This is a genomic window from Actinoplanes sp. NPDC048988 (assembly GCF_043197815.1).
Taxonomy (GTDB): domain Bacteria; phylum Actinomycetota; class Actinomycetes; order Mycobacteriales; family Micromonosporaceae; genus Actinoplanes.
On record NZ_JBICTW010000019.1, the window covers coordinates 116852 to 139737 of the forward strand.

At 70.2% G+C, this 22886-nt stretch carries 23 protein-coding genes; 17 read left to right on the forward strand and 6 right to left on the reverse strand.

Annotation, left to right across the window (positions count from 1 at the left end; translation table 11 throughout):
- Window positions 1-36 precede the first annotated feature (36 nt).
- The 3 genes from ACGFJ7_RS39500 (at window position 37) to dusB (ending at window position 3110) form a co-directional block, all read left to right on the forward strand.
- Window positions 37-1125: a hypothetical protein gene (locus ACGFJ7_RS39500; RefSeq protein WP_392647034.1), complete on the forward strand. Its 1089-nt coding sequence runs from the start codon at window positions 37-39 to the stop codon at window positions 1123-1125.
- Window positions 1122-1925, forward strand: a complete 804-nt coding sequence (locus ACGFJ7_RS39505) for a hypothetical protein (RefSeq protein WP_392647036.1) — start codon at window positions 1122-1124, stop codon at window positions 1923-1925. Before ACGFJ7_RS39500 ends, ACGFJ7_RS39505 begins: the two co-directional genes overlap by 4 nt.
- Window positions 1926-1991: 66 nt before the next feature.
- Window positions 1992-3110 (forward strand): tRNA dihydrouridine synthase DusB, encoded by a 1119-nt coding sequence (gene dusB, locus ACGFJ7_RS39510; RefSeq protein WP_360253133.1) that lies wholly within the window; start codon window positions 1992-1994, stop codon window positions 3108-3110.
- Here the strand turns inward: dusB and ACGFJ7_RS39515 are convergent.
- The 6 genes from ACGFJ7_RS39515 to ACGFJ7_RS39540 all read right to left on the reverse strand — a co-directional run bounded on the left by ACGFJ7_RS39515 (window position 3099) and on the right by ACGFJ7_RS39540 (window position 7804).
- Window positions 3099-4169: an MFS transporter gene (locus ACGFJ7_RS39515; RefSeq protein ID WP_392647038.1), complete on the reverse strand. Its 1071-nt coding sequence runs from the start codon at window positions 4167-4169 to the stop codon at window positions 3099-3101. The genes dusB and ACGFJ7_RS39515 overlap by 12 nt on opposite strands.
- A gap of 54 nt (window positions 4170-4223) precedes the next feature.
- On the reverse strand, window positions 4224-5300 hold the full coding sequence (locus ACGFJ7_RS39520; protein WP_360252008.1) for a DUF2786 domain-containing protein: 1077 nt from the start codon (window positions 5298-5300) through the stop codon (window positions 4224-4226).
- 80 nt (window positions 5301-5380) lie between these two features.
- Complete coding sequence (locus ACGFJ7_RS39525; RefSeq protein WP_360252011.1) at window positions 5381-5752, reverse strand: hypothetical protein; 372 nt, start codon at window positions 5750-5752, stop codon at window positions 5381-5383.
- A gap of 77 nt (window positions 5753-5829) precedes the next feature.
- Entirely contained in the window at window positions 5830-6315 is a 486-nt protein-coding gene (locus tag ACGFJ7_RS39530) for a roadblock/LC7 domain-containing protein (RefSeq protein WP_360252014.1), read from the reverse strand.
- Between the two features lie 36 nt (window positions 6316-6351).
- Window positions 6352-7437, reverse strand: a complete 1086-nt coding sequence (locus ACGFJ7_RS39535; RefSeq protein ID WP_392647040.1) for a DUF4388 domain-containing protein — start codon at window positions 7435-7437, stop codon at window positions 6352-6354.
- A gap of 19 nt (window positions 7438-7456) precedes the next feature.
- Complete coding sequence (locus ACGFJ7_RS39540) at window positions 7457-7804, reverse strand: hypothetical protein (RefSeq protein WP_360252020.1); 348 nt, start codon at window positions 7802-7804, stop codon at window positions 7457-7459.
- 264 nt (window positions 7805-8068) lie between these two features.
- Between ACGFJ7_RS39540 and ACGFJ7_RS39545 the strand changes: the two genes are divergently transcribed.
- From ACGFJ7_RS39545 to ACGFJ7_RS39610, 14 genes are all read left to right on the forward strand, one after another.
- The gene (locus tag ACGFJ7_RS39545) at window positions 8069-8428 is read left to right on the forward strand and encodes a VOC family protein (protein ID WP_360252023.1); all 360 of its coding nucleotides are present in this window, start codon (window positions 8069-8071) and stop codon (window positions 8426-8428) included.
- Window positions 8429-8438: 10 nt separating this feature from the next.
- Complete coding sequence (locus tag ACGFJ7_RS39550; RefSeq protein WP_360252026.1) at window positions 8439-9653, forward strand: deoxyguanosinetriphosphate triphosphohydrolase; 1215 nt, start codon at window positions 8439-8441, stop codon at window positions 9651-9653.
- An 11-nt stretch (window positions 9654-9664) separates the two neighbouring features.
- Window positions 9665-11527, forward strand: a complete 1863-nt coding sequence (gene dnaG / locus ACGFJ7_RS39555; protein WP_360252029.1) for a DNA primase — start codon at window positions 9665-9667, stop codon at window positions 11525-11527.
- Window positions 11524-12078, forward strand: a complete 555-nt coding sequence (locus tag ACGFJ7_RS39560) for a hypothetical protein (protein ID WP_360252032.1) — start codon at window positions 11524-11526, stop codon at window positions 12076-12078. Before dnaG ends, ACGFJ7_RS39560 begins: the two co-directional genes overlap by 4 nt.
- A gap of 36 nt (window positions 12079-12114) precedes the next feature.
- The gene (locus ACGFJ7_RS39565; RefSeq protein WP_360252035.1) at window positions 12115-13038 is read left to right on the forward strand and encodes an ABC transporter ATP-binding protein; all 924 of its coding nucleotides are present in this window, start codon (window positions 12115-12117) and stop codon (window positions 13036-13038) included.
- Entirely contained in the window at window positions 13038-13787 is a 750-nt protein-coding gene (locus tag ACGFJ7_RS39570; RefSeq protein WP_360252038.1) for an ABC transporter permease, read from the forward strand. The genes ACGFJ7_RS39565 and ACGFJ7_RS39570 overlap by 1 nt, the downstream gene beginning before the upstream one ends.
- Window positions 13788-13818: 31 nt before the next feature.
- On the forward strand, window positions 13819-14586 hold the full coding sequence (locus ACGFJ7_RS39575) for an ABC transporter permease (RefSeq protein ID WP_360253135.1): 768 nt from the start codon (window positions 13819-13821) through the stop codon (window positions 14584-14586).
- A gap of 154 nt (window positions 14587-14740) precedes the next feature.
- Window positions 14741-15163, forward strand: coding sequence for a hypothetical protein (locus ACGFJ7_RS39580; RefSeq protein WP_392647044.1), 423 nt, complete (start codon window positions 14741-14743; stop codon window positions 15161-15163).
- Between the two features lie 151 nt (window positions 15164-15314).
- A complete protein-coding gene (locus tag ACGFJ7_RS39585) occupies window positions 15315-16475 on the forward strand; it encodes a YihY/virulence factor BrkB family protein (RefSeq protein WP_392647045.1) in 1161 nt (386 codons plus the stop codon).
- A 195-nt stretch (window positions 16476-16670) separates the two neighbouring features.
- On the forward strand, window positions 16671-17915 hold the full coding sequence (locus ACGFJ7_RS39590; RefSeq protein WP_392647047.1) for an ROK family protein: 1245 nt from the start codon (window positions 16671-16673) through the stop codon (window positions 17913-17915).
- Window positions 17912-19450 (forward strand): sugar ABC transporter ATP-binding protein, encoded by a 1539-nt coding sequence (locus ACGFJ7_RS39595; RefSeq protein ID WP_360252050.1) that lies wholly within the window; start codon window positions 17912-17914, stop codon window positions 19448-19450. The genes ACGFJ7_RS39590 and ACGFJ7_RS39595 overlap by 4 nt, the downstream gene beginning before the upstream one ends.
- Window positions 19447-20463: an ABC transporter permease gene (locus tag ACGFJ7_RS39600; RefSeq protein ID WP_360252053.1), complete on the forward strand. Its 1017-nt coding sequence runs from the start codon at window positions 19447-19449 to the stop codon at window positions 20461-20463. The genes ACGFJ7_RS39595 and ACGFJ7_RS39600 overlap by 4 nt, the downstream gene beginning before the upstream one ends.
- Window positions 20464-20506: 43 nt before the next feature.
- The gene (locus ACGFJ7_RS39605; protein WP_360252056.1) at window positions 20507-21553 is read left to right on the forward strand and encodes a substrate-binding domain-containing protein; all 1047 of its coding nucleotides are present in this window, start codon (window positions 20507-20509) and stop codon (window positions 21551-21553) included.
- Window positions 21554-21563: 10 nt separating this feature from the next.
- The gene (locus ACGFJ7_RS39610) at window positions 21564-22739 is read left to right on the forward strand and encodes a Gfo/Idh/MocA family oxidoreductase (RefSeq protein ID WP_360252059.1); all 1176 of its coding nucleotides are present in this window, start codon (window positions 21564-21566) and stop codon (window positions 22737-22739) included.
- Window positions 22740-22886 lie beyond the last annotated feature (147 nt).

The following is a 22886-nucleotide window of genomic DNA, read 5'->3' on the forward strand; positions in this document are numbered from 1 at the left end:
CGACGCAGGGTGTCCTACGCCGTTCGTCTTCATGAGGTGCTGCGAACCTGGGCCGCCGGCCATGGCGTGCGGGCCGAGGTGGATGTGGCCGAACTGGCCGTTCGCGACTCGCAGATCGATCGCGCCGTGCACCTCTACGAGACGGCCGCCGACGAGCTCACCACCCTGATCGAGCTGGACACGGCGGCCCGCCTCGGCCACCGCCGGCCCGACATGACCACGGCCGACGAACTCGTCCTGGCCGCGCTGCGGATCCGGCGGCTCGTCGCCGGCATCGAGCCGTGGCGCGGCGGCAAGCCCCATCCGCGCGTGCGGCACCGGCTCCGGGCCGCCCTGCGGCGGCTCCAGACGGCGGCCGGGGCCATCGCGGCGGACGAGGCCGGCCTGCTGCTCGATCATCCGGCCGTGGCCGAGGCCTACCAGGCGCTGGACGAGGTCCTGCCCGGCATCGAGTGGCCGGTCCCGCCCACGGCCGGACCGCCGGTGCCGCCCACCCGCGACGCCGTCACCCTGGCCGACCAGTTCCTGTTGATCTTCCGCCCCGGCGACTACGCGTGCGCCGTACACCTGCGTCTCTTCCGTCCCGCCGGGCGCAAGCCGGTGGTGCTGATCGGTGAGCTCGCCGACTACCACGCGCCGGGCCTGCTCGAAGATCCCGGCGCCTATCTGGCCGAGCTGCGCGAGCGTGTGCCCCTGATCGCCGCCGAGTCACCGGAATGGGCGCACTACCTCCCGGCCGAGTACGCCGCCTACAGCGAGCGGCACGAGACGCGCCTCGACCTCGAGCGGGCGGCCGGCGACGCCGACTCGGTGCGACTGGTCTCGGCCGACCTCTCCCTGGCCGAGCTGTCACTGGAAGCCCTGGCGGAGATGGTGGGCGGCCCGGTCCGCCGCTGGCACGCCGCCGACTACAGCGCCGCCGTGCTGACCGGCCTGGGCGTGCGGACGGTGAACGCCCTGACCGGCACCTCCCGGGCGACGCATCCGGAGGCCGAGGCCAAGCTGCGGTGCCGCCGCCGGCGGTGCGGCTCGGGCTTCACCCATCCGGTGCGGACCCTGCCCAAGGCCCGGTGCCCCTACTGCGGTGGCGTGGACGCTCAAGTGACCGAGGTGAACGGGCTGTGACCGGAACGCCGGCCGACGTCGCGCGGTATTTCTACTGGTCCCAACGACGGATCGACCGCATCGCCGAGGACAACCGGATCACCGTCCAGCGAACCGGCTCGACCAAGATGAAGTCTCCGGCCGGGCCGTTCCTGCCCGGCGTGGAGGTCGACCGCCCGCGCCCGGCGATGAGCCGCCCGGAGATCGCGGACCGGATCGAACGGCACCTGGCCGGCGTCACGGTCCGTGATTTCGTCACGCCGCCGCCGGTGCGGTTCGCGGCCGGCCTGGGCACCCTGTCCTTCGCCGAGTTCGTGAACTTCGGCAAGCGGGAGAACATCGTCTCGATCTTCACGGACAGCACCGCGAGCGACGGCACCCACGTGGCGGTCGGCATGTTCGGCAGCAAGGACAACCTGGCCGACATCATCGCCGGGGCGCAGACCACCGACACGGGCTGGTCCTCGTCGGCGGCCAACCACATCTTCGGCTTCATCTCCTCGTTCGGTCGCACTGTGGCTTCCGGCAGCGACCGCGAGGAGATCGCGCGGGAGGCGATAAACCTGCTGACCCACCAGGGCGGCGGCATAGGTGAGGGGGAGAAGCGGGGCTTCACGTACGGGCACATCGGCGAGCACGGCGAGTGGCTGATGGAGGCCTACCTCGACGTGGAGATCGACTACCCGCCCTACGACCGGATCGTCGTCGGGGCGCCGCTCTGGGTGCGGACGGCCTCACCTCAGGCGCTCGTCCTGTATCAGGACGGGCCGCCGGAGCCCGCGCCGAGGAGGCGATCCTGGTGGCGGCGGAGACCCGGCTGAGCGGGCGGGATTTCGGGTGATTCCCGGGAGCATGGCATGCTCGAAGGCGTGACCATCGCACCTCTCATGCTCGGCGACCGCGCCGTCAATCCGCCCGTCGTGCTGGCGCCGATGGCGGGGATCACCAACGTGGCGTTCCGGCGGCTCTGCCGGGAGCAGGGCGGCGGGGTCTACGTCTGCGAGATGATCACGACACGGGCTCTGGTGGAGCGGATCCCCAAGACGCTCAAGATGGTCGCGTTCGCCGAGGACGAGGACTTCCGGAGCCTTCAGCTGTACGGGGTCGACCCCGACGTGACGGCCCGGGCCGTGCGGATGGTGGGCGAGGACGACCTGGCCGATCACGTCGACCTCAACTTCGGGTGCCCGGTGCCCAAGGTGACGCGGCGCGGCGGCGGGTCGGCTCTGCCGTGGCGGCGCAAGCTGTTCGGGCGGATCGTCAAGCAGGCCGTCGACGCGGCCGCCGAATACGGGATCCCGCTCACCATCAAGATGCGCAAGGGCATCGACGACGACCATTTGACGTACGTCGAGGCCGGGCTCATCGCGCAGGAAGCCGGCGTCGCCGCGGTGGCGCTGCACGCCCGTACGGCCGAGCAGAGGTATTCCGGAAACGCGGACTGGGACGCCATCGCGACGTTGAAACAGGCGCTCGACGTGCCCGTTCTCGGCAACGGGGACATCTGGGAGGGTTCCGACGCGCTGCGCATGGTCGAGCAGACCGGCGTCGACGGCGTCGTCGTCGGCCGGGGCTGTCTCGGGCGGCCGTGGCTGTTCGCCGATCTCGAGGCGGCCTTCACCCAGGGCCCCGACTACAAGCCGGTGCTGCCGGCCCTGGGCGAGGTCGCGAAGATCATGTCCCGGCACGCGGAACTGCTGGTCGACGCGCTCGAGGACGAGCGGCACGGGTGCGCGGACTTCCGCAAGCACATCGCCTGGTACCTGAAGGGCTTCCCGGTCGGCGGCGAACTGCGCCGATCCCTGTCGATGGTGTCGTCGCTGGCCGAGCTGGACGACCTGCTGGGCAAACTCGACCCGTCGGTGCCGTTCCCGGAGGAGGAGCTGGGCAAGCCGCGTGGCCGCGTCAACGCGCCGGGCAAGGTCTCCCTGCCCTACGGCTGGCTCGACAGCCGCGACGACGAGAGCGTGCCCGAGGGCGCCGAGATGGAGAACTCAGGCGGCTAACAGCGCCGTGATCAGCAGCGGAATCCCGGCCAGGGCGAAGAGCGCCGCGAGCGGCAGGTCGACGGCGAAGCCGAGATAGAGCACGACGGCGAAGACCTCACTGGCGAAGCCGGCGACGGACAGCACGGTGGTCCGGGCCGGCCCGGTGATCCGCTCCTGGAGCCGGGCCTCGGCGCGGATCATCGCGTACTGGAGCAGCCCGAAGGCGGCGGAAACGGCGATCATTCCCCCGAGGTACGGGGTGAGAGCGCCGGCCGCGAGCAGGGCCGCCGCCCCACCGAGCGCCCAGGAGAAGCCGCGCCCCCGGCCGGCGAGGGCGCTGGCCGCCGCCATGGCCAGTGCGGTCAGACCGAACAGCAGAGGTACGGCCGCCGTCGGCGCCCCCTTGTCCCGGGCGAGCAGCGGCAGGTATTCGTCGAGCGCGCTGAACCCGGGAACGAGCGCCGCCACCAGCACCGCCCGCGCGACCACCCGCGTCCCGGCGGCTTCCCGCACGCCGCTTCGCAGCGTGCGCCAGTACGACATCTCGGAAGTGTCCGAAGCGGCGGAGGGTTCTTCGGGAAGCCGAAGCGCCAGCAGGCCACCCAGAAGTTTGACGGCGACACTGACGCCGCCCACAAGGACGTAGCCGCCGAAATGCAGAGCCGGCGTGGCCAGAAGCGTTGCGGCCAGCATGGCCACGATCGACACCGTCTCGGCGCGGCCGATCAGCCGGGCGTAACGGTTCTCCTCCGGAACGGCGTCGTAGACCAGAGCCTCCAAGGCGCCCGAGCCCAGGGAGCCGCCCAAGCCCCACAGCACAAAGCCCAGCGCGAAGCCCGGGTAGGACGGCCACAGCAGCCAGGTGGCGTAGCCGGCCGCCGTCAGGGTCTCGCCGACGGCGTACAGCCTCTTGCGGGACCATGTGTCGGCCAGCGCGCCGGAGGGGATCTCGGCCGCGAAGGCGACCACCGACCAGATCACGAACAGCGAGGAGACCTGGGCCGTGGTGAGGCCGGCGTCCGCGAACAGCAGCGCGTACACCGGGTAGAGCGGCACGCCCTCGGAGAGGGCCCGCACCGCGAAGAAGGTTCAGCGTCAAGCCGGATGCATGACCTCAGTCTGCCCCACCCGTCAACGTAATTCGGCCTCGTCGGCGGCGGCGCGGCCGGACTCCCAGCCTTCGAGGCTGTCGATGCGGCTGCCGCGGGCCCGGACCGTACGCGGGAACGCCTTTCGCATCACCTCGCGAACCTGGATGTCCCGGTTGCGCAGCACCGGCAGCAGGTCGCTGTGCTGTTCGATCTCGTGCCGGGTGGCCTGCGAGAGGCGCTCGCCGATGCGGATCGCGTACGCCACCAGAAAGCTGCGGCGGAACGCCTTGATCCGGGCCTTGCCCTTGGCCGGCTCGTCGCGGGCCATCGCCCGGTTGGCCTGCACCAGCAGGGACGTGTAGAGCAGTTCGACGCCGTCGATGTCGGCGTCGTAGCCGAAGATCGTGGAGAAGCCGAGCTCGGGCGACCACACCGTGTGGCAGTGGTTGGCCCGCGCCACCGCGTCCAGCAGGGAGGCTTTTTCGCTTTCGTACGGATGGTCGACCCCGATGCGCCGCGCGAACGGCACCACTTCGGCGCGCCCGGCCGTGGTCAGCGCCTCCTCGATGCTGTGCCGGGCGATCAGCTCCTGCGCCTTGGCCGAGTACGCCTCCGCCTCGGCCGGGAAGTCCGTCGCCTCCGCCTTGGCCAGCAACGCCCGTACCCGATCAAGCATCCTGTTGTCTGATTTGTGCGACAGGTCGGCCACGGTGCCCGGCGGCGGGATCAGCACCTCGATCGACGGCAGTTGCCGCAGCGAGGTGAGCAGGCCGATCGACGCGTCCAGCAGGGTGATCCGATCGGGCCGGCGGCCGGCCTCCGGCAGCGACGACGCCTGCGCCGTCCAGCGCGGATCGACCTCGGAGAATCGGGCCGCGTAGGCGAGGGCGGCCGTGGCGACCATGCCCGCTTTGACCGGATCGCCCAGGCGGGCGACGACCCGGTACAGCTCGGCCGGCTGCCATCCGCCCCGGAAAAGACGGTCGAAGGCGTCGTTCAGCGCCCCGCGAAGGGCCGCGTCCACCTCGCCCGCCGGCGCCACGGTCAGCGCGTCGAGACCCGCCTCGTACCCGATCGCCCCGCTGACCACCTCACGGACGACGTCCTCCACTGACACACCGACGACGGTACCCACGACGACGGGGAGGGCCGTGATCGGCCCTCCCCGAAGTGACACGCGGTGATACCAGGCAAAACTCAGACGTCGAGGTCGCTCTCGATGCGCTTGAGCTGATGCCGGGCCATGGCCAGGTTCGAGCGGTCACGGCGCAGGGCCACGTACAGGAACAGCCCCTTGCCGGCCCGGCTCGTCAACGGCCGGATCAGGTGATACTGCGTATCCAGGGTGATGAGGATGTCCTCGATCTTCTCCGTGATGTTGAGCATCTCCATCGCCCGGAGCTTGGCCCGCACCACATCCGTGTTGCCGGCCGCGGCGACCGTCAGGTCGAGCTCCTTGCCGCCGCCGACCGTGCCGAGGGCCATGCCGCTCGTGTGGTCGACCAGCGCGACGCCGAAGGCGCCGTCGATTTCCATGATTTCCTTGAGTGCGGTGTCCATGTCGCCCATGGATGGGTCCTCCGTTGCGGTGGGATGGCGGGCCGCCACCCGGCGGCGCCGTTCGGTCGCGGCGGATGCCGCGTTTCTCAACCCGCCGCCTGCCGACGACGAGCGTTGGTCGTGAGGGTGGACAAGGGGCTGCGCCGGGTCAGCGCCGCCGGTCCGGCCTGCTGCGGAATCTCCGGCCGCTGCTGCGGCTTGGTCTCCAACTTCAAGATCCGGACCAGTCGCCGTACGCATCGCCGGGCCTCCAGATGCACCATGGCCAGGTTCGCGTCGCCCGAGGTGACCACCGTGAGCAGGGCGGTCGGTCCCGCGGTGTACGAGGTGATGTAGCCCCGATCGCATTCGACCACCGACTCGCGCAGGTCACCGTGGTTCACCGCGTGCGCGAACCGGCGGGCCAGCGCCAGGTGGGCGGCGGCCAGCGCCGCGATGCTGTCCGGTTCGATGCCGTGCGCGTCGTGCGCGATCACCAGCCCGTCGGTGGAGGCCAGGACGCTGCCGGACAACTCCGCCACGCGGCCTCTCAGGCGGTCGAGCTCTTCGAGCACCGCCGGATCCACCGTCATCCTCGGCCTCTCTTTCTGCGAGCGGGGGTGCGCGTGTCACCGCAAGGCTCGCAATGCCGTACGGATGCGCTTGAGCAGGACTTCATCGGTGCCGGGATGTACCGGTGGGGGCGGTTCGCCGGCGACTTCCTTGGGCAGCTTCGCCCCGGGTTTGCGCCGGGCGAGGCGGGGCGGCGAGAGCGAGTTGCGCGGCGGCTCCGCCGGCGGCGGCGGTTCCATCGGGCGCGGCGGCGGTTCCACCGGGCGCGGCGGTGGTTCCATCGGGCGCGGCGGTGGTTCCATCGGGCGCGGCGGCGGTTCCGGCACGGGCACCGCCGCCCGGGTGCCGCTCACCACCGGCACGGTCGGCGCCTCGTCCGCTTTGACGACGGGACGTTTGATGTCGACCGCGGTGCCGCGCGCCCGGGGCAGCCGGACCAGGTCCGGCGTCTCCACCGGCCGTACCTCCGGAAGCTCCAGAAGTCCCAGCGCGGCCATCCGGCGCAGCTCCTGGATCGTCGCGTAGCCGGCCTTGCCGAGCAGCAGGGCCAGGTCGGCCGGCGTGCGCTGACCGTCCGCGTTGATCAGCAGCTCCCACTGCAGGGCGGTGATCGCCACCCGCTCGCGGGGCAGGCGCGACACCGGGATGACCGGCGCCGTGTCCACCCGCGCGTCCGGGAAGATCTCGTCGAGCAGGCGCACCCGCCGGCGTACCTCCCGGGTTATCGCACCCGGGTCGATGTGGGCGACCGGGCCGAGCCAGTGGGTCGCCCCCGGCAGGAAGTCGATCGGCGCCTCCGGCGCCGACAGGGTGAAGTACGCCGCGTCGTACGTCGCCCCGAGCACGCACAGCTCCAGCTCGCCCTGGGTGAGATGGCCCTGCTCGACCAGCAGCCGGCCGACCCGGGCGGTGGAGGTGCCCAGGTCGAGCGCGTTCTGCCAGGTCCGGCCGGCCAGTCGGCCGGACGCGGTGAGCAATTCGCCGACGCCGGGCGCGGCCGGCGACTCGGCGTAGATGACCCGCCCCTCGAGGACGTAGACCGCGCCGCCCGGGTGGCCACCGACCACCAGGGTGCCGGTCTGCCGCTCGCCAGTGACCTGCGTGAGCAGGCGTGACGGGGCGGCGGTCCGCGAGGTTGTCACCTTTTCCCCTTTTGCATCGTTACGTAGCTACGAGTTCGTCGGCGAGGGTCTGCATGCGGCGGCGGGCCACCGCGAGGTTCCCCTGAACCCGGTCGAGCCAGAGGTAGAGGACGAGCCGGCTGTCGAAGTCGGTCTGCACCGGCCGCAACAGGTGATAACCGCCGGCGGTCGTGATGATCAGGTCTTCGAGCAGGTCGTGCGGAAGGGCCGAGACGTAGAGCGATCGGGTCGTCGCGGCCTGCACGACGTCCGCGGTGCCCGCCGCCGCGGCCTCGTGGTCGTTGTTGGGTGCGGCTCCCGTCGTCGCGACCGGGAACCCCGTGGTGTAGTCGACGATGCTGGCGCCGACCGCGCCAGGAATCGCCATGGCCTCCTGTAGACAGTGGTCGACGCCGGGCACTTCTCTCCTCAGCGCTGTGCTGCTGCCGCCGCCGGGCCGTGCCTCGTTGCCGCGGCCACCGGCGAGCCCTCGGGTCGGTGGCGGCAGAACGTCTCACGCCGTCACCGTGGGCCATCCTCCGGCGACCCCTCGGCGACCAGTCGCACCCCGTGTGCGTCATGGTCGTTGGCTTCGCGACGCTCGCCGGGTGCGCGTAACATGATCGCCACTTTTCGATAAAGGAGGCGCCATATGGCGTTGCAGTGGGAGCAGATCGTGGTAGACGCCCAGGACGCCGGGCGTCTGGCGCGGTGGTGGGCGGAAGCCCTCGGCGGCTGGGTCATCGTGACCGACCAGCCCGACGAGGTGGAGATCCGCAAGAGCCCCGACCAGCTTCCCGGACTGCTGTTCACGCCGGTGCCCGAGGCCAAGACGGTCAAGAACCGTCTCCACATCGACCTGCGCCCGGACGACCAGGAAGCCGAGGTCGAGCGCCTGATCGACATGGGCGCCCGGCACGCCGACATCGGCCAGAGCAACGTGAGCTGGGTCGTGCTGGCCGACCCCGAGGGCAACGAGTTCTGCGTCCTGTCGTCGAAGCGGCCCCACTAATCTTGAGAACATGACGGCGTTCGACGCCCAGCGGTTCGTCGCTGAGCCGGCCAAGGACAGCGGCTACGGGCGTACCCCGTTCCAGCGCGACCGGGCGCGGGTGCTGCACTCCGCGGGCTTCCGTCGGCTCGCGGCCAAGACCCAGGTGCACACGGCCGGCTCCGACGACTTTCTGCGCACCCGGCTGACCCACTCGCTGGAGGTCGCGCAGATCTCCCGGGAGATGGGCGAACGGCTCGGCTGCGACCCCGACGTGGTCGACGTCGCCGGCCTGGCCCACGACCTCGGCCACCCGCCGTTCGGGCACAACGGCGAACACGCCCTGCACGCCGTGGCCGAGCCGTGCGGCGGCTTCGAGGGCAACGCACAGACCCTGCGCGTGCTGACCCGGCTCGAGGCCAAGGTGCCCGGCGCCGGCCTCAACCTGACCCGGGCGTCGCTCGACGCCAGCTGCAAATATCCCTGGCCGCGGGAGCCGGGACGACGGAAGTTCGGGGTGTACGAGGACGACCGCGCCGTCTTCGACTGGGCCCGTCCGGCCGAGCTGGGCGAGCGGCGCTGCCTCGAGGCCCAGGTCATGGACTGGGCCGACGACGTCGCCTACTCCGTGCACGACGTCGAGGACGGCGTACACGGCGGCTACCTGGCGCTGCGCCCCCTGCTGGCCGACCCGGCCGAACGGGCCGCGCTCTGCGCCGACGTCGCGGCCACCTACTCCGACGACAGCCCCGACGAGCTGGCCGGCGCCCTCGAGGAGCTGCTGGCCGACCCGGTGGTGACCGAGGTCGCCGGATACGACGGCACCTACCGGGCCCAGGTCGCCCTCAAACGGATGACCAGCGTCCTGACCGGCCGCTTCGTCGCCGCGGCGGTCGGCGCCACGCAGAGCCGGTACGGCGTCGACAAGGTCCGCCGGTACGACGCCGACCTCATCGTGCCGCGCACGGTGCGTAATCAGTGCGCGCTGCTGAAGGGCATGGCATTGCGGTACGTGATGCGGGCCCGGGCCGCCGAGTCCTGGTACGAGGAGCAACGGACGATCTTGATTGAGCTGGTGCAGGCGCTGACCCGTACGCCGCAAGCCCTTGACCCGGTCTTTCGCCCTCTCTATGAGCAAGCCGACAGTGACGCGGCGGCGTTGCGGGTAGTGATCGACCAGGTGGCGTCGCTCACCGATCCGGCCGCCGTGGCCTGGCACCGGACCCTGGTGGCGGCCCACGCCTGACGCGAGGCAGGATGTATGCCGTGGCGGGCAGGGTCAAGGACGAGGACATCGCGCTGGTCCGCGACCGGACCTCGATCGCGGACATCATCAGCGAGTCGGTAACACTGCGCCCGGCCGGCGGCGGCAACCTCAAGGGCCTGTGCCCTTTCCACGACGAGAAGACCCCGTCGTTCACCGTCGCGCCCGCTCGCGGTGTCTACTACTGCCACGGGTGTGGGCAGGGTGGCGACGCCATCAAGTTCCTGATGGACGCGGAGCATCTGTCGTTCATCGAGTCGATCGAGCGGCTGGCCGGGCGGGCCGGCATCCAGCTGCGGTACGAGACCGACGACTCGCGGCCGTCCGGGCCGCGGCCGCAGGCCGGGCAGAAGCAGCGGCTGCTGGCGGCTCATGTGGCGGCGGCCGAGTTCTATCAGGGGCAGCTCTCCACGCCGGGGGCGCGCAAGGCCCGGGAATTCCTCGCGCAGCGCGGCTTCGGGCGGGACGCGGCCGAGAAGTACGGGTGTGGGTTCGCGCCGGACACCTGGGACTCGCTCGCCAAGCATCTGCGGCAGAAGGGCTTCACCGCCGAGGAGCTGAACACGGCCGGCCTGACCAAGCCGGCCCGGTCCGGTTCGCTGATCGACCGGTTCCGCGGGCGGCTGCTGTGGCCGATCAAGGATCTGTCCGGCGACGTGATCGGGTTCGGCGCGCGGAAGCTGTTCGATTCCGACGACGGGCCGAAATACCTGAACACGCCCGAGACGCCGCTCTACAAGAAGTCGCACGTGCTCTACGGCATCGACCAGGCCAAGCGTGAGATGGCCAAGCGCGGCCGGGCGGTGATCGTCGAGGGCTACACCGACGTCATGGCCTGCCACGAGGCCGGCGAGCCGACCGCCGTGGCCACCTGCGGCACGTCGTTCGGCGTCGATCACATCGGGGTGCTGCGGCGGCTGCTGCTCGACAGCGACAGCGTGGTCGGCGAGATCATCTACACGTTCGACGGGGACGCGGCCGGCCAGAAGGCGGCGCTGCGGGCGTTCGAGGAGGATCAGCGGTTCGTCGGGCGTACGTTCATCGCGGTCAGCCCGGACAACATGGACCCGTGCGAGCTGCGCCTGGCCCGGGGCGATCTCGCGGTGCGCGACATGATCGCCGGGCGGGAGCCGCTGGTCGACTTCGCGTTGCGGCACACGATCCGGCGCTTCGATCTGGACACGGTCGAGGGCCGGGTCGAGGCGATGCGCCGCGCGGCTCCTCTGGTCGCCAAGATCAAAGACCGGGAGATGAGGCCTGAGTACGCCCGTAAGCTCGCGGCCGATCTCGGCATGGACCTCGAGCCCGTGCAGCGCGCGGTGAACTCGGCCCTGCGCGGCGCCTCGGATCAGCCCGCGCCCCGGATGAAGGCGGCCCCCGACTCGCCGCAACGGCTGGTCGAGCGGGAGTCGCTGAAGCTGGCCCTGCAGGAGCCGGTGATGGCCGGCCCGATGTTCGACTCGCTGGGCGCCGAGAACTACGCCGATCCGGTCTACGCGGCGATCCGTTCGGCGGTGACCGCGGCCGGCGGCGCGTCCTCGGCCTCGTCCGGCGGCGTGGTCTGGATCGAGAAGGTCCGGGACAGCTGCGACGACCTGGCCGGGCAGGGCCTGATCTCCGAGCTGGCGGTGGAGCCGTTGCGCGTGGACGGGGTCGTCGACCCGCGCTACGTACAGATCACCCTGGCCCGGTTGCAGGTCGGCTATGTGACCACCCGGATCCGGGACCTCAAGTCCAAGGTGCAGCGGCTCAACCCGGTCGCGCACAAGGACGAGTACCTGGCTCTCGCGGGGGAGCTCTTCTCGCTCGAACAGCAGGCGCGGGCCCTGCGTGACCAGGCGGCAGGTGCATTGTGAGCTTGTTTCGGCGGCGTCCCTCGCTTCCCGCGGCGCTCAAGCCGGCGCTGGACGCCGAGGAACGGGTGGTGGCCTGGGCCGCTGTGGAGCCGGAGCACGCGGTCGTGGTCACCAACCACGGCCTGTGGCTGCCGCCGGGCGAGAGGCTGGGCTGGCACGAGATCCACAAGGCGGCCTGGTCCGGCCGCGAGCTGCGGATCACCCCGGCCGAGGTGGCCGAGGAGCGGGACGGCTACACGGTGATGGCCGACGGGCCGGTGCGGGCCTTCCTGCTGCTCGACCCGGGCCAGGTTCCCGACCAGGTACGCATGCGCGTGTCGAAGTCGGTGGCCTACACCAACCACCACCCCGTGCAGGTGTCGACCAACCGCCCCGACAAGCCGTTCCTGGTCGGCGGCGTGCGGATCGTGGCGCGGCGGGTGAGCGGGCGGGACGGCCTGTCGTGGACGGTCCGCTACGACGCGGGCACCCCGGCCTCGCACGCCACCGTGATCGACGTGACCGGCACCTTGGTCTCGGCCGCCCAGGAGGCCATGGCCGGCCCGGAGTGAGGATTTCTGTCGTACCCCCGCCCTAAGGTCCAGGGTGTGACTTCCCTCATTCGCGCGCGTGGTCTGGTCAAGCGGTTCGGCGACTTCACGGCGGTCGACGGCATCGACGTCGACGTGCGGCGGGGCGAGGCGTTCGGTTTCCTCGGCCCGAACGGTGCGGGCAAGAGCTCCACCATGCGCATGATCGGCTGTGTGTCGCCGCCGACCGGCGGGGTGCTCGAAATCCTCGGGCTCGACCCGGTGCGCGACGGCCCGCGGATCCGGGCCAAGCTCGGCGTCTGCCCCCAGCTCGACAACCTCGACATCGAGCTGACCGTGCGGGAAAACCTGACGACGTACGCCCGTTTCTTCGGCATCCCGCGCCGGACGGCCCGCCGCCGCGCCGACGAGTTGCTGGAGTTCGTCCAGCTCGGTGAGCGGGCCGACAGCAAGGTGGAGCCGCTGTCGGGCGGCATGAAACGCCGGCTGACGATCGCGCGGGCGCTGGTCAACGAGCCCGAGATCGTGCTGCTCGACGAGCCGACCACCGGCCTCGACCCGCAGGCCCGCCACCTGGTGTGGGAGCGGCTGTTCCGGCTCAAGCAGCAGGGCGTGACGCTGGTGCTGACCACCCACTACATGGACGAGGCGGAGCAGCTCTGCGACCGCCTGGTGGTGATGGACGGCGGCCGGATCGCCGCGTCGGGTTCCCCGCGCGAGCTGATCTCGGAGTATTCGACGCGCGAGGTGGTCGAGCTCCGGTTCAACGCCGAGTCCCAGGAGCCCTACGCGTCCAAGCTCGAGGGCGTCGGTGAGCGCTTGGAGGTGCTGCCCGACCGGGTCCTGCTCTACGTCGCCGACGGCGACGCGGCCGTGGCGGAGGTGAACCGGCGCTCGCTGAGCCCGGCCAGCGTGCTGGTGCGCCGCAGCAGCCTGGAGGACGTCTTCCTGCACCTCACCGGCCGGACGCTGGTCGACTGATGCTGGCCGTCTTCGAATATCACCTGGTCAACTACCGGCGTACGTGGCGGGGGAGCGCGCTGTCGTCGCTGGTGCTGCCGCTGTTGACGATGCTCGGGTTCGGGGTGGGCGTCGGGTCGTACGTGACCGGCGGCGTCGAGGGCGTGTCGTACCTCGACTGGATCGTGCCCGGCCTGATCGCCTCGACCGCGATGCAGACGGCGATCGGCGAGTCGACGTGGCCGGTGCTGAGCGCCTTCGAGTGGCTGAAGACGTACTTCGCGCAGGCGGCGGCGCCGCTGCGGGTGACCGACATCCTCGGCGGCCATCTGGCCTTCATGCTGTTCCGGGTGCTGATCAGCGCCGCCGCGTTCCTGGCGATCGCCGGGGCCTTCGGCACGCTGCACTCGTGGTGGTCGCCGGTGGCGCTGGTCGTGGCGGTGCTCGTCGGCCTGTCGGTGGCCGCGCCGACGGCGGCCTATGCCGCGACCATCACCAGCGACAGCTACCTGGCGATCCTGCTGCGTTTCGCGGTGCTGCCGATGTCGCTGTTCTCCGGTGTCTTCTTCCCGGTCGAGTCGCTGCCGGTGGTGTTGCGCTGGATCGCGTACGCGCTGCCGCTCTGGCACGGCGTCGACCTCTCGCGCGACGCCATCCTCGGCCTGAACCCGGGGTGGCTGGGCCTGGTCCACGCCGCCTACCTGATCGCCTGGTGCGCCGCCGGCTGCTGGCTGGCCCATCGCCGCTACCGCCGAAGGCTGGTGATCTGACGTGGTGACACGGCTTCTCCTGTCGCCCGGCATGGGCCGGCGCTCGTTGTCGGTGACCGAGCGGAACGTGGCCACGCTGCGCTCGGCCTATTGGATCGTGATGGTGTCCGGCTTCCTGGAGCCGGTGCTTTATCTCTTCTCGATCGGGGTGGGCGTCGGTGGCCTGATCGGCGACATCACGCTGCCCGGCGGCGAGGTGGTCGGCTACGCGGCGTTCGTGGCGCCGGCCATGCTGGCCGCGTCGGCGATGACCGGGGCGCTGTCCGAGACCACCTTCAACTTCTTCGGGAAGATGAAGTTCATGCGGCTGTACGAGGGGATCCTCGCCACGCCGGTCCGGCCGATCGAGATCGCGCTCGGTGAGCTGCTGTGGGCGATGGTCCGCGGCGCGCTGTACTCGGCCGCCTTCCTGGTGATCATGGTGGCGCTCGATCTGACCACCGGGCCCCGCGCGCTGCTCATGTTCCCGGCCACGATCCTGGTCGGCTTCGCCTTCGGCGGCCTGGGCATGGCCGTCTCGACCGTGATCCGCAGCTGGCAGGACTTCGACCTGATCGCCTCGGGCCAGTTCGCCCTGTTCCTGTTCTCCGGCACGTTCGTTCCGCTCGCCGCCTACCCGGCGGCGTTGCGCTGGCTGGTCGAGGTCACCCCGCTGTACCGCTCGGTCCACCTGATCCGCGCCCTGAGCACCGGAACCGCCGGCTGGCCCCAGCTCCTCGACGTCCTCTACCTGCTGGCCCTGCTCGCCGCGGGCCTGACCGTGGCCGGCCGCCGTATGTCCCGCCAGCTCTGCCAGTAGAATCCATTGTGGATTCGCACGGTGATCGATACGCTACGGCGGGCGATGGCTGGATCTTGGAGGTTGCATGCGCAATACCGCTGGGCGATCGCTGTGGCGACCCGTCAGACGGGCTCTGACTGTTCTCTGTGTCGCTCTCCTCGGGCTGGCGTCGATGGCCGCCCCGGCCCAGGCCCGCTACGGGGGGGTGAATTGCAAACAGTGGGGCGCCCAGGTGACCGTGGATGCGATCAACCTGTGTCTGCAAACCAGAGCGGATTATGTAGAGGCGCCGCCTATTCAGGCGCATTTCACCTACAAGATCTGGGTAACGATCGGGCCAAGCGCCACTACCGCCGACACCTGCACGGTTACGGGGTGGGCAACCTTCAGGAGCAGCAGCGCGACGTGGAATTCGCCCAAGCAGCTCCGGGGGTGTAGCGCGGCCCTCCGCACCGGGACTGTTTACGACATGGCGATCATGTCCACCGATACGACCGCCACCTATTTCGCGCCGCATGGCTGTATAACCCTGGACTGGGACAGCGGCGAACGCTGGCAGCAGTGTTACAGCGGCGAGGGCGTCAGAGCCAACTGACGTCGCGTGCCCCGGGCGGCCGTTTGGTTGCGCCGGGGCAACTTCCGACCGGGTGAAGGTGGTTAAGCCCGGCTGGTGGCGGGCATCACTGTTGCAGGTCGCGCCGAAGCGGCCGTGCGCTACAGCGATGCCCGCGCCTGGAGGTACGGCGATGAAGCTTTTTCACAAGCACGATGAGGATGAGGCGACCGCCGCGTCGGTGAAGGACGGGCACGGGGAGGCCGCGAACGCGCGGGCCGGCCGGGACGACGCGGAGTCGGCGTCGGCGCGCAGTAAAGGCGCGCGCGACTTCGACGTGGCGACCACGCGGACGGGTGAGGATCGGGACAACGACCTCAGCGCCGTGCCGCCGGAGGCCGGGCCGGACAGCCCGGCCGAGCTCAAGGGCAAGGGCCTTTTCGCGGCGGTCAAGCGCACCATCAAGCAGTTCTCCGAGGACAACATCTCCGACTGGGCGGCCGCGCTGACCTACTACGGGGTGCTGTCCATCTTCCCGGGGGCCGTGGTGCTGGTGTCGATCCTCGGCATGCTCAGCAGCGACGGCAAGGCGACCGTGACGCAGACGATCGACGACATCTCGGGCGGCAACACGCAGATCAAGGATCTCGTCAACACCGTGCTCAACCAGGTCGGCGACAGCGGCACGGCCAGCTTCGCGGCGATCTTCGGTCTCGTCCTGGCCTTCTGGTCGGCGTCGGGCTACATCGCCGCTTTCATGCGGGCGTCCAACGCCGTCTACGACGTGCCCGAGGGCCGGCCGATCTGGAAGACCCTGCCGATCCGGGTCGGCGTCACCGCCGTCATCGGCCTGATGCTGATCGTCTCGGCCTTCATCGTGGTCTTCACCGGTGACCTGTCGCGGGTCGTCGGCGAGAAGATCGGGCTGGGCGACGCGGCCGTGATGACCTGGAACATCGCCAAGTGGCCGGTGCTGGTGCTTCTGGTCAGCCTGATGTTCGCCATCCTCTACTGGGCCTCGCCGAACGCCAAGACCGGCGGTTTCCGCTGGATCAGCCCGGGTGGCATCTTCGCCGTGGTGCTGTGGCTGGTCGCCTCCGGCGCGTTCGCGATCTACCTGGGCAACTTCGCCAACTACGACAAGACCTACGGCGCCCTGGGCGGTGTCATCGCCTTCCTGGTCTGGCTCTGGATCTCGAACATCGCGATCCTGCTCGGCGCCGAGCTCGACGCCGAGCTGGAGCGGGGCCGGGCCATCGCCGCCGGGCACGACCCGTCGGACGAGCCGTTCCTCGAGCTGCGCGACGACCGCAAGCTCAAGAAGGGCAGCGAACAGGGTCTCAGCACCAGCTGATCTTGCGAACCAACGGAGCGCCGGGCCGGAAAGCCCGGCGCTTTTCGCGTCCCCGAGCGAGCCCACTTTTGCTCATATAGACAAAAGTTAGGAATGATCTTCGAGAAGGTATGGACTCCTGAGGCGGAACGGGCCTACTGTGACGGGCACAACACCGCACGGTTACCGCGGTGTGAACCGCCTCCGGAGGTCTCCGTGCACCTGGCCGATGCTCCCCACCTGCGCATTCTGCGCCTGTTGCGCGACGAGGGACCTGTGTCCCGCGCCGAGCTGGGGGACCGTCTGGAGCTCACCCGCCCGCGCCTGCTGGCCGAGGTCGAGCGGCTGGTCGCGGCCGGTCTGATCGCCGAGGCGGGCATGGCCGCCTCCCGCGGCGGGCGCCGGTCCACCCTGGTCGAGCTGCACCCGCGGCTGCGCTTCGCGGCGGTCGACCTGGGCGCCAGCTCCATCGACATCGAGGTCACCAACGGACGGCTGGAGCCGGTCGCGCTCTATCAAGAGGCGGCGGACATCCGCTCGGGGCCGCGGGTGATCCTGCAGCGGGTGAGCGAACTGCTCTCCAAAGCACGCACCGACGGGGCCTTCGACCGGCTCGACGCGGTCGGCATCGGCGTGCCGGGCCCGGTCAGTTTCCGCGACGGCGTGCCCGTCTCGCCGCCGATCATGCCGGGCTGGGACCGGTACCCGGTGCGCGAGTTCCTGGCCCGGGAGCACGGCTGCCCGGCCGTGGTCGACAACGACGTCAACATCATGGCGATCGGCGAGCGCCACGGCGGTGTCGCCCACTCGGTCGACGACTTCCTCTTCGTCAAGATCGGTACGGGCATCGGCTGCGGCATCCACCTCAGCGGCACGGTGTACCGCGGGGTGGACGGCTGCGCCGGCGACATCGGGCACATCCAGGTCGACCCGAGCGGGCCGGTCTGCTCGTGCGGCAACACCGGCTGTCTCGAGGCGCTGTTCAGCGGGGCCGCCCTGGCCCGCGACGCGCTCGCCGCGGCCCGGTCCGGCGAGTCACCGGCGCTGGCCGAGCGCTACGCCGCCTACCAGGCCGCCGCCCGGCGCGCCGCCGAGACCGAGGGTGCGGAGAGCTACGAGGCCCTCGAGGAACGCATCACCATAACTGCCCGCGACGTCGCCGACGGCGCCGCCGAGGGTGACGTCACCTGCATCCGCTTGATACGAGAGGGCGGCCGCCGCGTCGGCGGGGTCCTCGCCACCCTGGTGTCCTTCAGCAACCCTTCGATGATTGTCATCGGCGGGGGCCTGGCCCAGTTGGGTCATGTGCTGCTCGCCGAGATCCGCAGTGTGGTCTACCGCCGGTCGCTGCCCCTGGCCACCGGCAACCTACCCGTCGTCCTCAGCGAGCTGGGCAGCCGAGCCGGCGTCACCGGCGCCGCGGTGCTGGCCAGCGACACGGCATTCGAGCAGGCCTCATGACGATTCCCGCGCAACGCGAAGCTTCCGAAGACGTCGTCCTCCGACTCACCGATGTGGTTAAGACCTTCCCCGGCGTGCGCGCCCTCGACGGCGTGCAACTAGAGGTCCGGGCGGGCGAGGTGCACTGCCTGCTCGGGCAGAACGGCGCCGGCAAGTCCACATTGATCAAAACTCTGGCCGGCGTCCACCACGCCGACGGCGGCGAGATCACCTGGCTGGGCGAACCGTTCGCCCCGGCCACCCCGCAGGCCGCGATGCGCGCCGGCATCGCCACCATCTATCAGGAGCTCGACCTCGTCGACGACCTCTCGGTCGCCGAGAACGCGTTCCTGGGTCACGAGCAGACCCGCCTCGGCTTCACCAAACGGCGTTCCACCGCGGCCCGGACGAAAGAGATCCTGGCCCGGCTCGGGCACGGGGAGATCCCGCCCCGGCAGGCCGTGCGCAGCCTGCCCGCGGCCGGCAAACAGATCGTCAGCATGGCCCGCGCGCTCTCGCACGACGCCAAGCTGATCGTCATGGACGAGCCCAGTGCCGTGCTCGCTCATGACGAGGTGGAGAACCTCTTCCGGATCATCCGGGAGCTCACCGCCGAGAACATCGCGGTCATCTACATCTCGCACCGGCTCGAGGAGATCCGCGAGATCGGCGACCGGGTCACGGTGCTCAAGGACGGCCGCACGACGGCGGCCAACCTGCCGGCCCGCACCACACCGACCCGCGACCTGGTCAGCAAGATGACGGGCCGGACCATCGAGTACGTCTTCCCGCCGCGCCGCACGCTCGAGGAGAAGCCGCCGCTGCTCGTCGTCGACGGCCTCACCCGCGAGCACGAGTTCGCCGACGTGAGCCTGACCGTGGCCCCCGGCGAGATCGTCGGCATCGCCGGCCTGGTCGGTTCGGGCCGCTCCGAGCTGCTGGAGACCATCTACGGCGCCCGCCGCCCCGACAGCGGCACGATCACCTTGGACGGCAAGCGCATCCGGACGCTGGGCGCCGCCGTACGCAAGGGAATGGGAATGGCCCCCGAGGAGCGCAAGAGCCAGGCGCTGCTGCTCGACGAGCCGATCTACAAGAACATGACGCTCTCGTCGTTCTCCGGGTTCGCCCGCGCCGGCTTCACCGACGCGGGCGGCGAGCGCAAGGCGGCCGAGCGTACGGCCGACTCGCTGGAGCTGCGCCCCCGCGACGTGACGCGCCCGGTGCGCACCCTGTCCGGCGGCAACCAGCAGAAGGTCGTCGTGGGCCGGTGGCTGCTCGGCGACACCCGGCTGCTGCTGCTCGACGAGCCGACCCGCGGCGTCGACGTGGGTGCCCGGGCCGAGCTCTACCAGGTCATCCACAAACTGGCCGAGAACGGCGTCGGCGTACTGCTCGTCTCGAGCGAGGTGCCCGAGGTGCTGGGCCTGTCCGACCGCGTGCTGGTCATGCGCGAGGGCCGGCTGATCCGCGAGGCGCCGGCGGGCGAGATCGATGAGGAAACTGTGCTCGACCTCGTGATGGCGGGGTCGTTGATGGAGGGAGAGCCAGCATGATCACCGAGACTGCGCCTCCCGAGGTGCAAAAACGCGCGCAACGCCGGCACATCGACGACAACGTCATCCGCAACCTCGGCCTGGTCGGGGTCCTGGTCCTGTTGATCGTCGTCGGCATCATCACCAAGCCCGACCTGTACAGCGACCCGACCTGGGTGAAGAACAACTTCCTGACGATCCTTCAGCAGGCGTCGGCGATCGGCGTGGTCACGGTCGGCATGACCTTCGTGATCATCGGAGGCGGCATCGACCTCTCGGTCGGCGCGATCATCGCGCTGGCCGGGGTGTGGGCGACCACGCTGGCGACACAGAGCTACGGCGCGGCGGGAATGATCTTCACCGCGCTCGTCGTGGGCATCTGCGTCGGGCTCGTCAACGGCGTACTCATCTCGTACGGCAAATTGGTGCCCTTCATCGCGACCCTGGCCATGCTGGTCGCCGCCCGCGGTCTCGCGGCCCAGATCTCCGGCAAGCAGACCCAGGTGTCGGCCAACACGTTCATCAACGACCTGGCCGCCAACAAGCTCCTCGGCATCCCGATGCTGGTCTGGATCCTGGCCCTGGTCGTGGCGGCCGGGTGGGTCCTGCTCAACCGGACCACCTTCGGCCGCCGCACGGTCGCGGTCGGCGGCAACCCCGAGGCGGCCCGGCTGGCCGGCATCAACGTCAAACGGCACACCCTTCTTCTGTACGCCCTGTCGGGGCTGTGCTGCGGCATCGCCGCCATCATGTTGACGTCCCAGGCGACCAGTGCTCAGGCCGCCATGGCGAACCTGTACGAGCTCGACGCGATCGCCGCCGCGATCATCGGCGGCACGCTGCTCAGCGGCGGTCGCGGCACCATCGTCGGCGCCCTCTTCGGGGTGCTGGTGTTCTCCACGATCACGAACCTGTTCGCGATCAACAATCTCTCCACCGAGGTTCAGAACATGGTCAAGGGCGGGATCATCGTGCTCGCCGTCCTGATCCAGCAGTTCCGCTTCCGCTCCGTCACGCAACTCCTCAAGCGCTGATCTTTCGCCCGGTCCGTCTCCGGGTACCCCCTTGGGAGGATTCATGTCCGCTTTGTCCCGTAGGCGCGTTCTGTTCGGCGGTGCTGCCGTCGGTGCTGGAGCGCTTCTCACCGCGTGCACAAGCAACACCCCCGAGAACAACGCCCAGGTCAACACGAACACCGACTCGAGCGCCAACCCGAACGCCGCCCCCGGCCAGAAGGTGATCATCGGGTTCTCCGCGCCGGCCGCCGACCACGGCTGGATCGCGGCCATCACCAACAACGCCAAGGCGCAGGCCGCCGCGTACACCGACGTCGAGTTCAAGTCGGTCGAGGCCGGCGCCGACGCCGCCGCGCAGCGGGCCGCCATCGCCACGCTGATCTCGCAGAAGCCCACCGTGATCGTGATGCTCCCGCACGACGGCAAGGAGCTGAACTCGGCCGGCATCGAGGCCATGGCCGCCGGCATCCCGGTGATCAACCTCGACCGCGCGTTCCCGTCCATGGCGGCCTACCGGCTGCAGATCAAGGGCGACAACTTCGGCATGGGCCTGGCCGCCGGAAACTACATCTCCCAGCAGCTCAAGGCCAAGGGCGTCACCAACCCGATCATCGGGGAGATCCCCGGCATCGACTCGCTCGAGCTGACCCAGGAGCGTTCGGAGGGCTTCAAGAACGCCCTCGCCGCGCACGGCTTCAAGGTCGCCAACCGCCGCCCGGCCGAGTTCACGGCCGACAGCGGGCAGGCCGCCGCGACCGCGCTGCTGCAGGCCCTGCCCAAGATGGACGCGCTGTGGAACCACGACGACGACCAGGGCATCGGCGTGCTTGCCGCGATCAAGCAGGCCAACCGCAGCGAGTTCTTCATGGTCGGCGGCGCCGGCTCCAAGGCGGCCATCGACCAGATCAAGGCCGACAACAGCGTGCTCAAGGCGACGGTCACCTATAGCCCGTCCATGGCCTCGTCGGCGATCACGCTGGCCCGGCTCATCGGACAGGGCAAGGGAATGAGCGACCTGGTCGAGCTGCAGGTGCCCAAGGAGATCACGCTCGCCTCCGAGACGATCACCAAGGACAACGCTTCGCAGTACGCGAAGCTCGGTTTCTAAGGGGTTGTAAATGTCGGAACAGCTGCGGGTCGGCATGGTCGGCTACGCGTTCATGGGGGCTGCGCACTCGCAAGCGTGGCGCACGGTCAACCATGCGTTCGACCTGCCGCTGTCGGCACGGATGACCGCGGTGGCCGGCCGCTCCGCGGACGCGGTGGCGGCCGCCGCGGCCAAGCTCGGCTGGGCGGAACACACCACCGACTGGCGGTCGCTGATCGATCGGGACGACATCGATCTGATCGACATCTGCACGCCGGGCGACACCCATCGCGAGATCGCGCTGGCCGCGCTCGCCGCCGGCAAGCACGTACTGTGCGAGAAGCCCCTGGCCAACACGGTGGCCGAGGCCCAGGAGATGGCCGCCGCGGCGGCCAGGGCCAGTGGCGTGTTCGCCATGTGCGGTTTCAACTACCGGCGCGTGCCGGCGGTCGCGCTCATGCGTGAGCTCGTGGCCGCCGGCCGCATCGGCAAGCTGCACCACGTCCGGGCCACCTACCTGCAGGACTGGATCGTCGACCCGGAGTTCCCGCTGGTGTGGCGGCTGCAGAAGGACGTGGCCGGCTCGGGGGCGCTGGGCGACATCGGCGCGCACATCGTCGACCTCACCCAGTTCGTCACCGGCCAGTCGATCGCCGCGGTGTCGGCCCTGACCGAGACGTTCGTCAAGTCCCGGCCGCTGCCGTCGGCCTCGTCCGGGCTTTCGGCCTCCGGCACCTCGTCGTACGGCGAGGTCACCGTCGACGACGCGGCGCTGTTCCTGGCCCGTCTCGACGGGGGAGCGGTGGCCACGTACGAGGCGACACGCTTCGCCACGGGACGCAAGAACGCCCTGCGGGTGGAACTGAACGGCTCGCTCGGCTCGCTGGTCTTCGACTTCGAGCGGATGAACGAGCTCGCCTTCTACGACGGCGCCCTGCCGCCGGAGGAGCAGGGATTCAGCACCATCCTGGTGACCGAGCCGAACCACCCGTACATGTCGGCCTGGTGGCCGGCCGGTCACGGCATCGGCTACGAACACACCTTCACCCACGAGGTCCGCGACCTCATCGAGGCGATCGCCGCGGGCACCCAGCCCACCCCGTCGTTCGCGGACGCGCTACAGGTTCAGCTGGTGCTCGACGCGGTCTCACGGTCGGCCGAGTCGTCGCAGTGGTGCGAGGTGAAACCGGCCCTCGAGCCGGTCTGACCGTCCGGGTTGTCCGCCGTGGATCGGCGAGGGATGGTGCGGTTGCGCCCCGCACCAGCCGATCCGCGGCGGAACCGGCCCGGTCCCGACATCCGACATCCGACATCCGACGAACACCCTATGGCGTCGGCCCACGGCGTTTCGTAG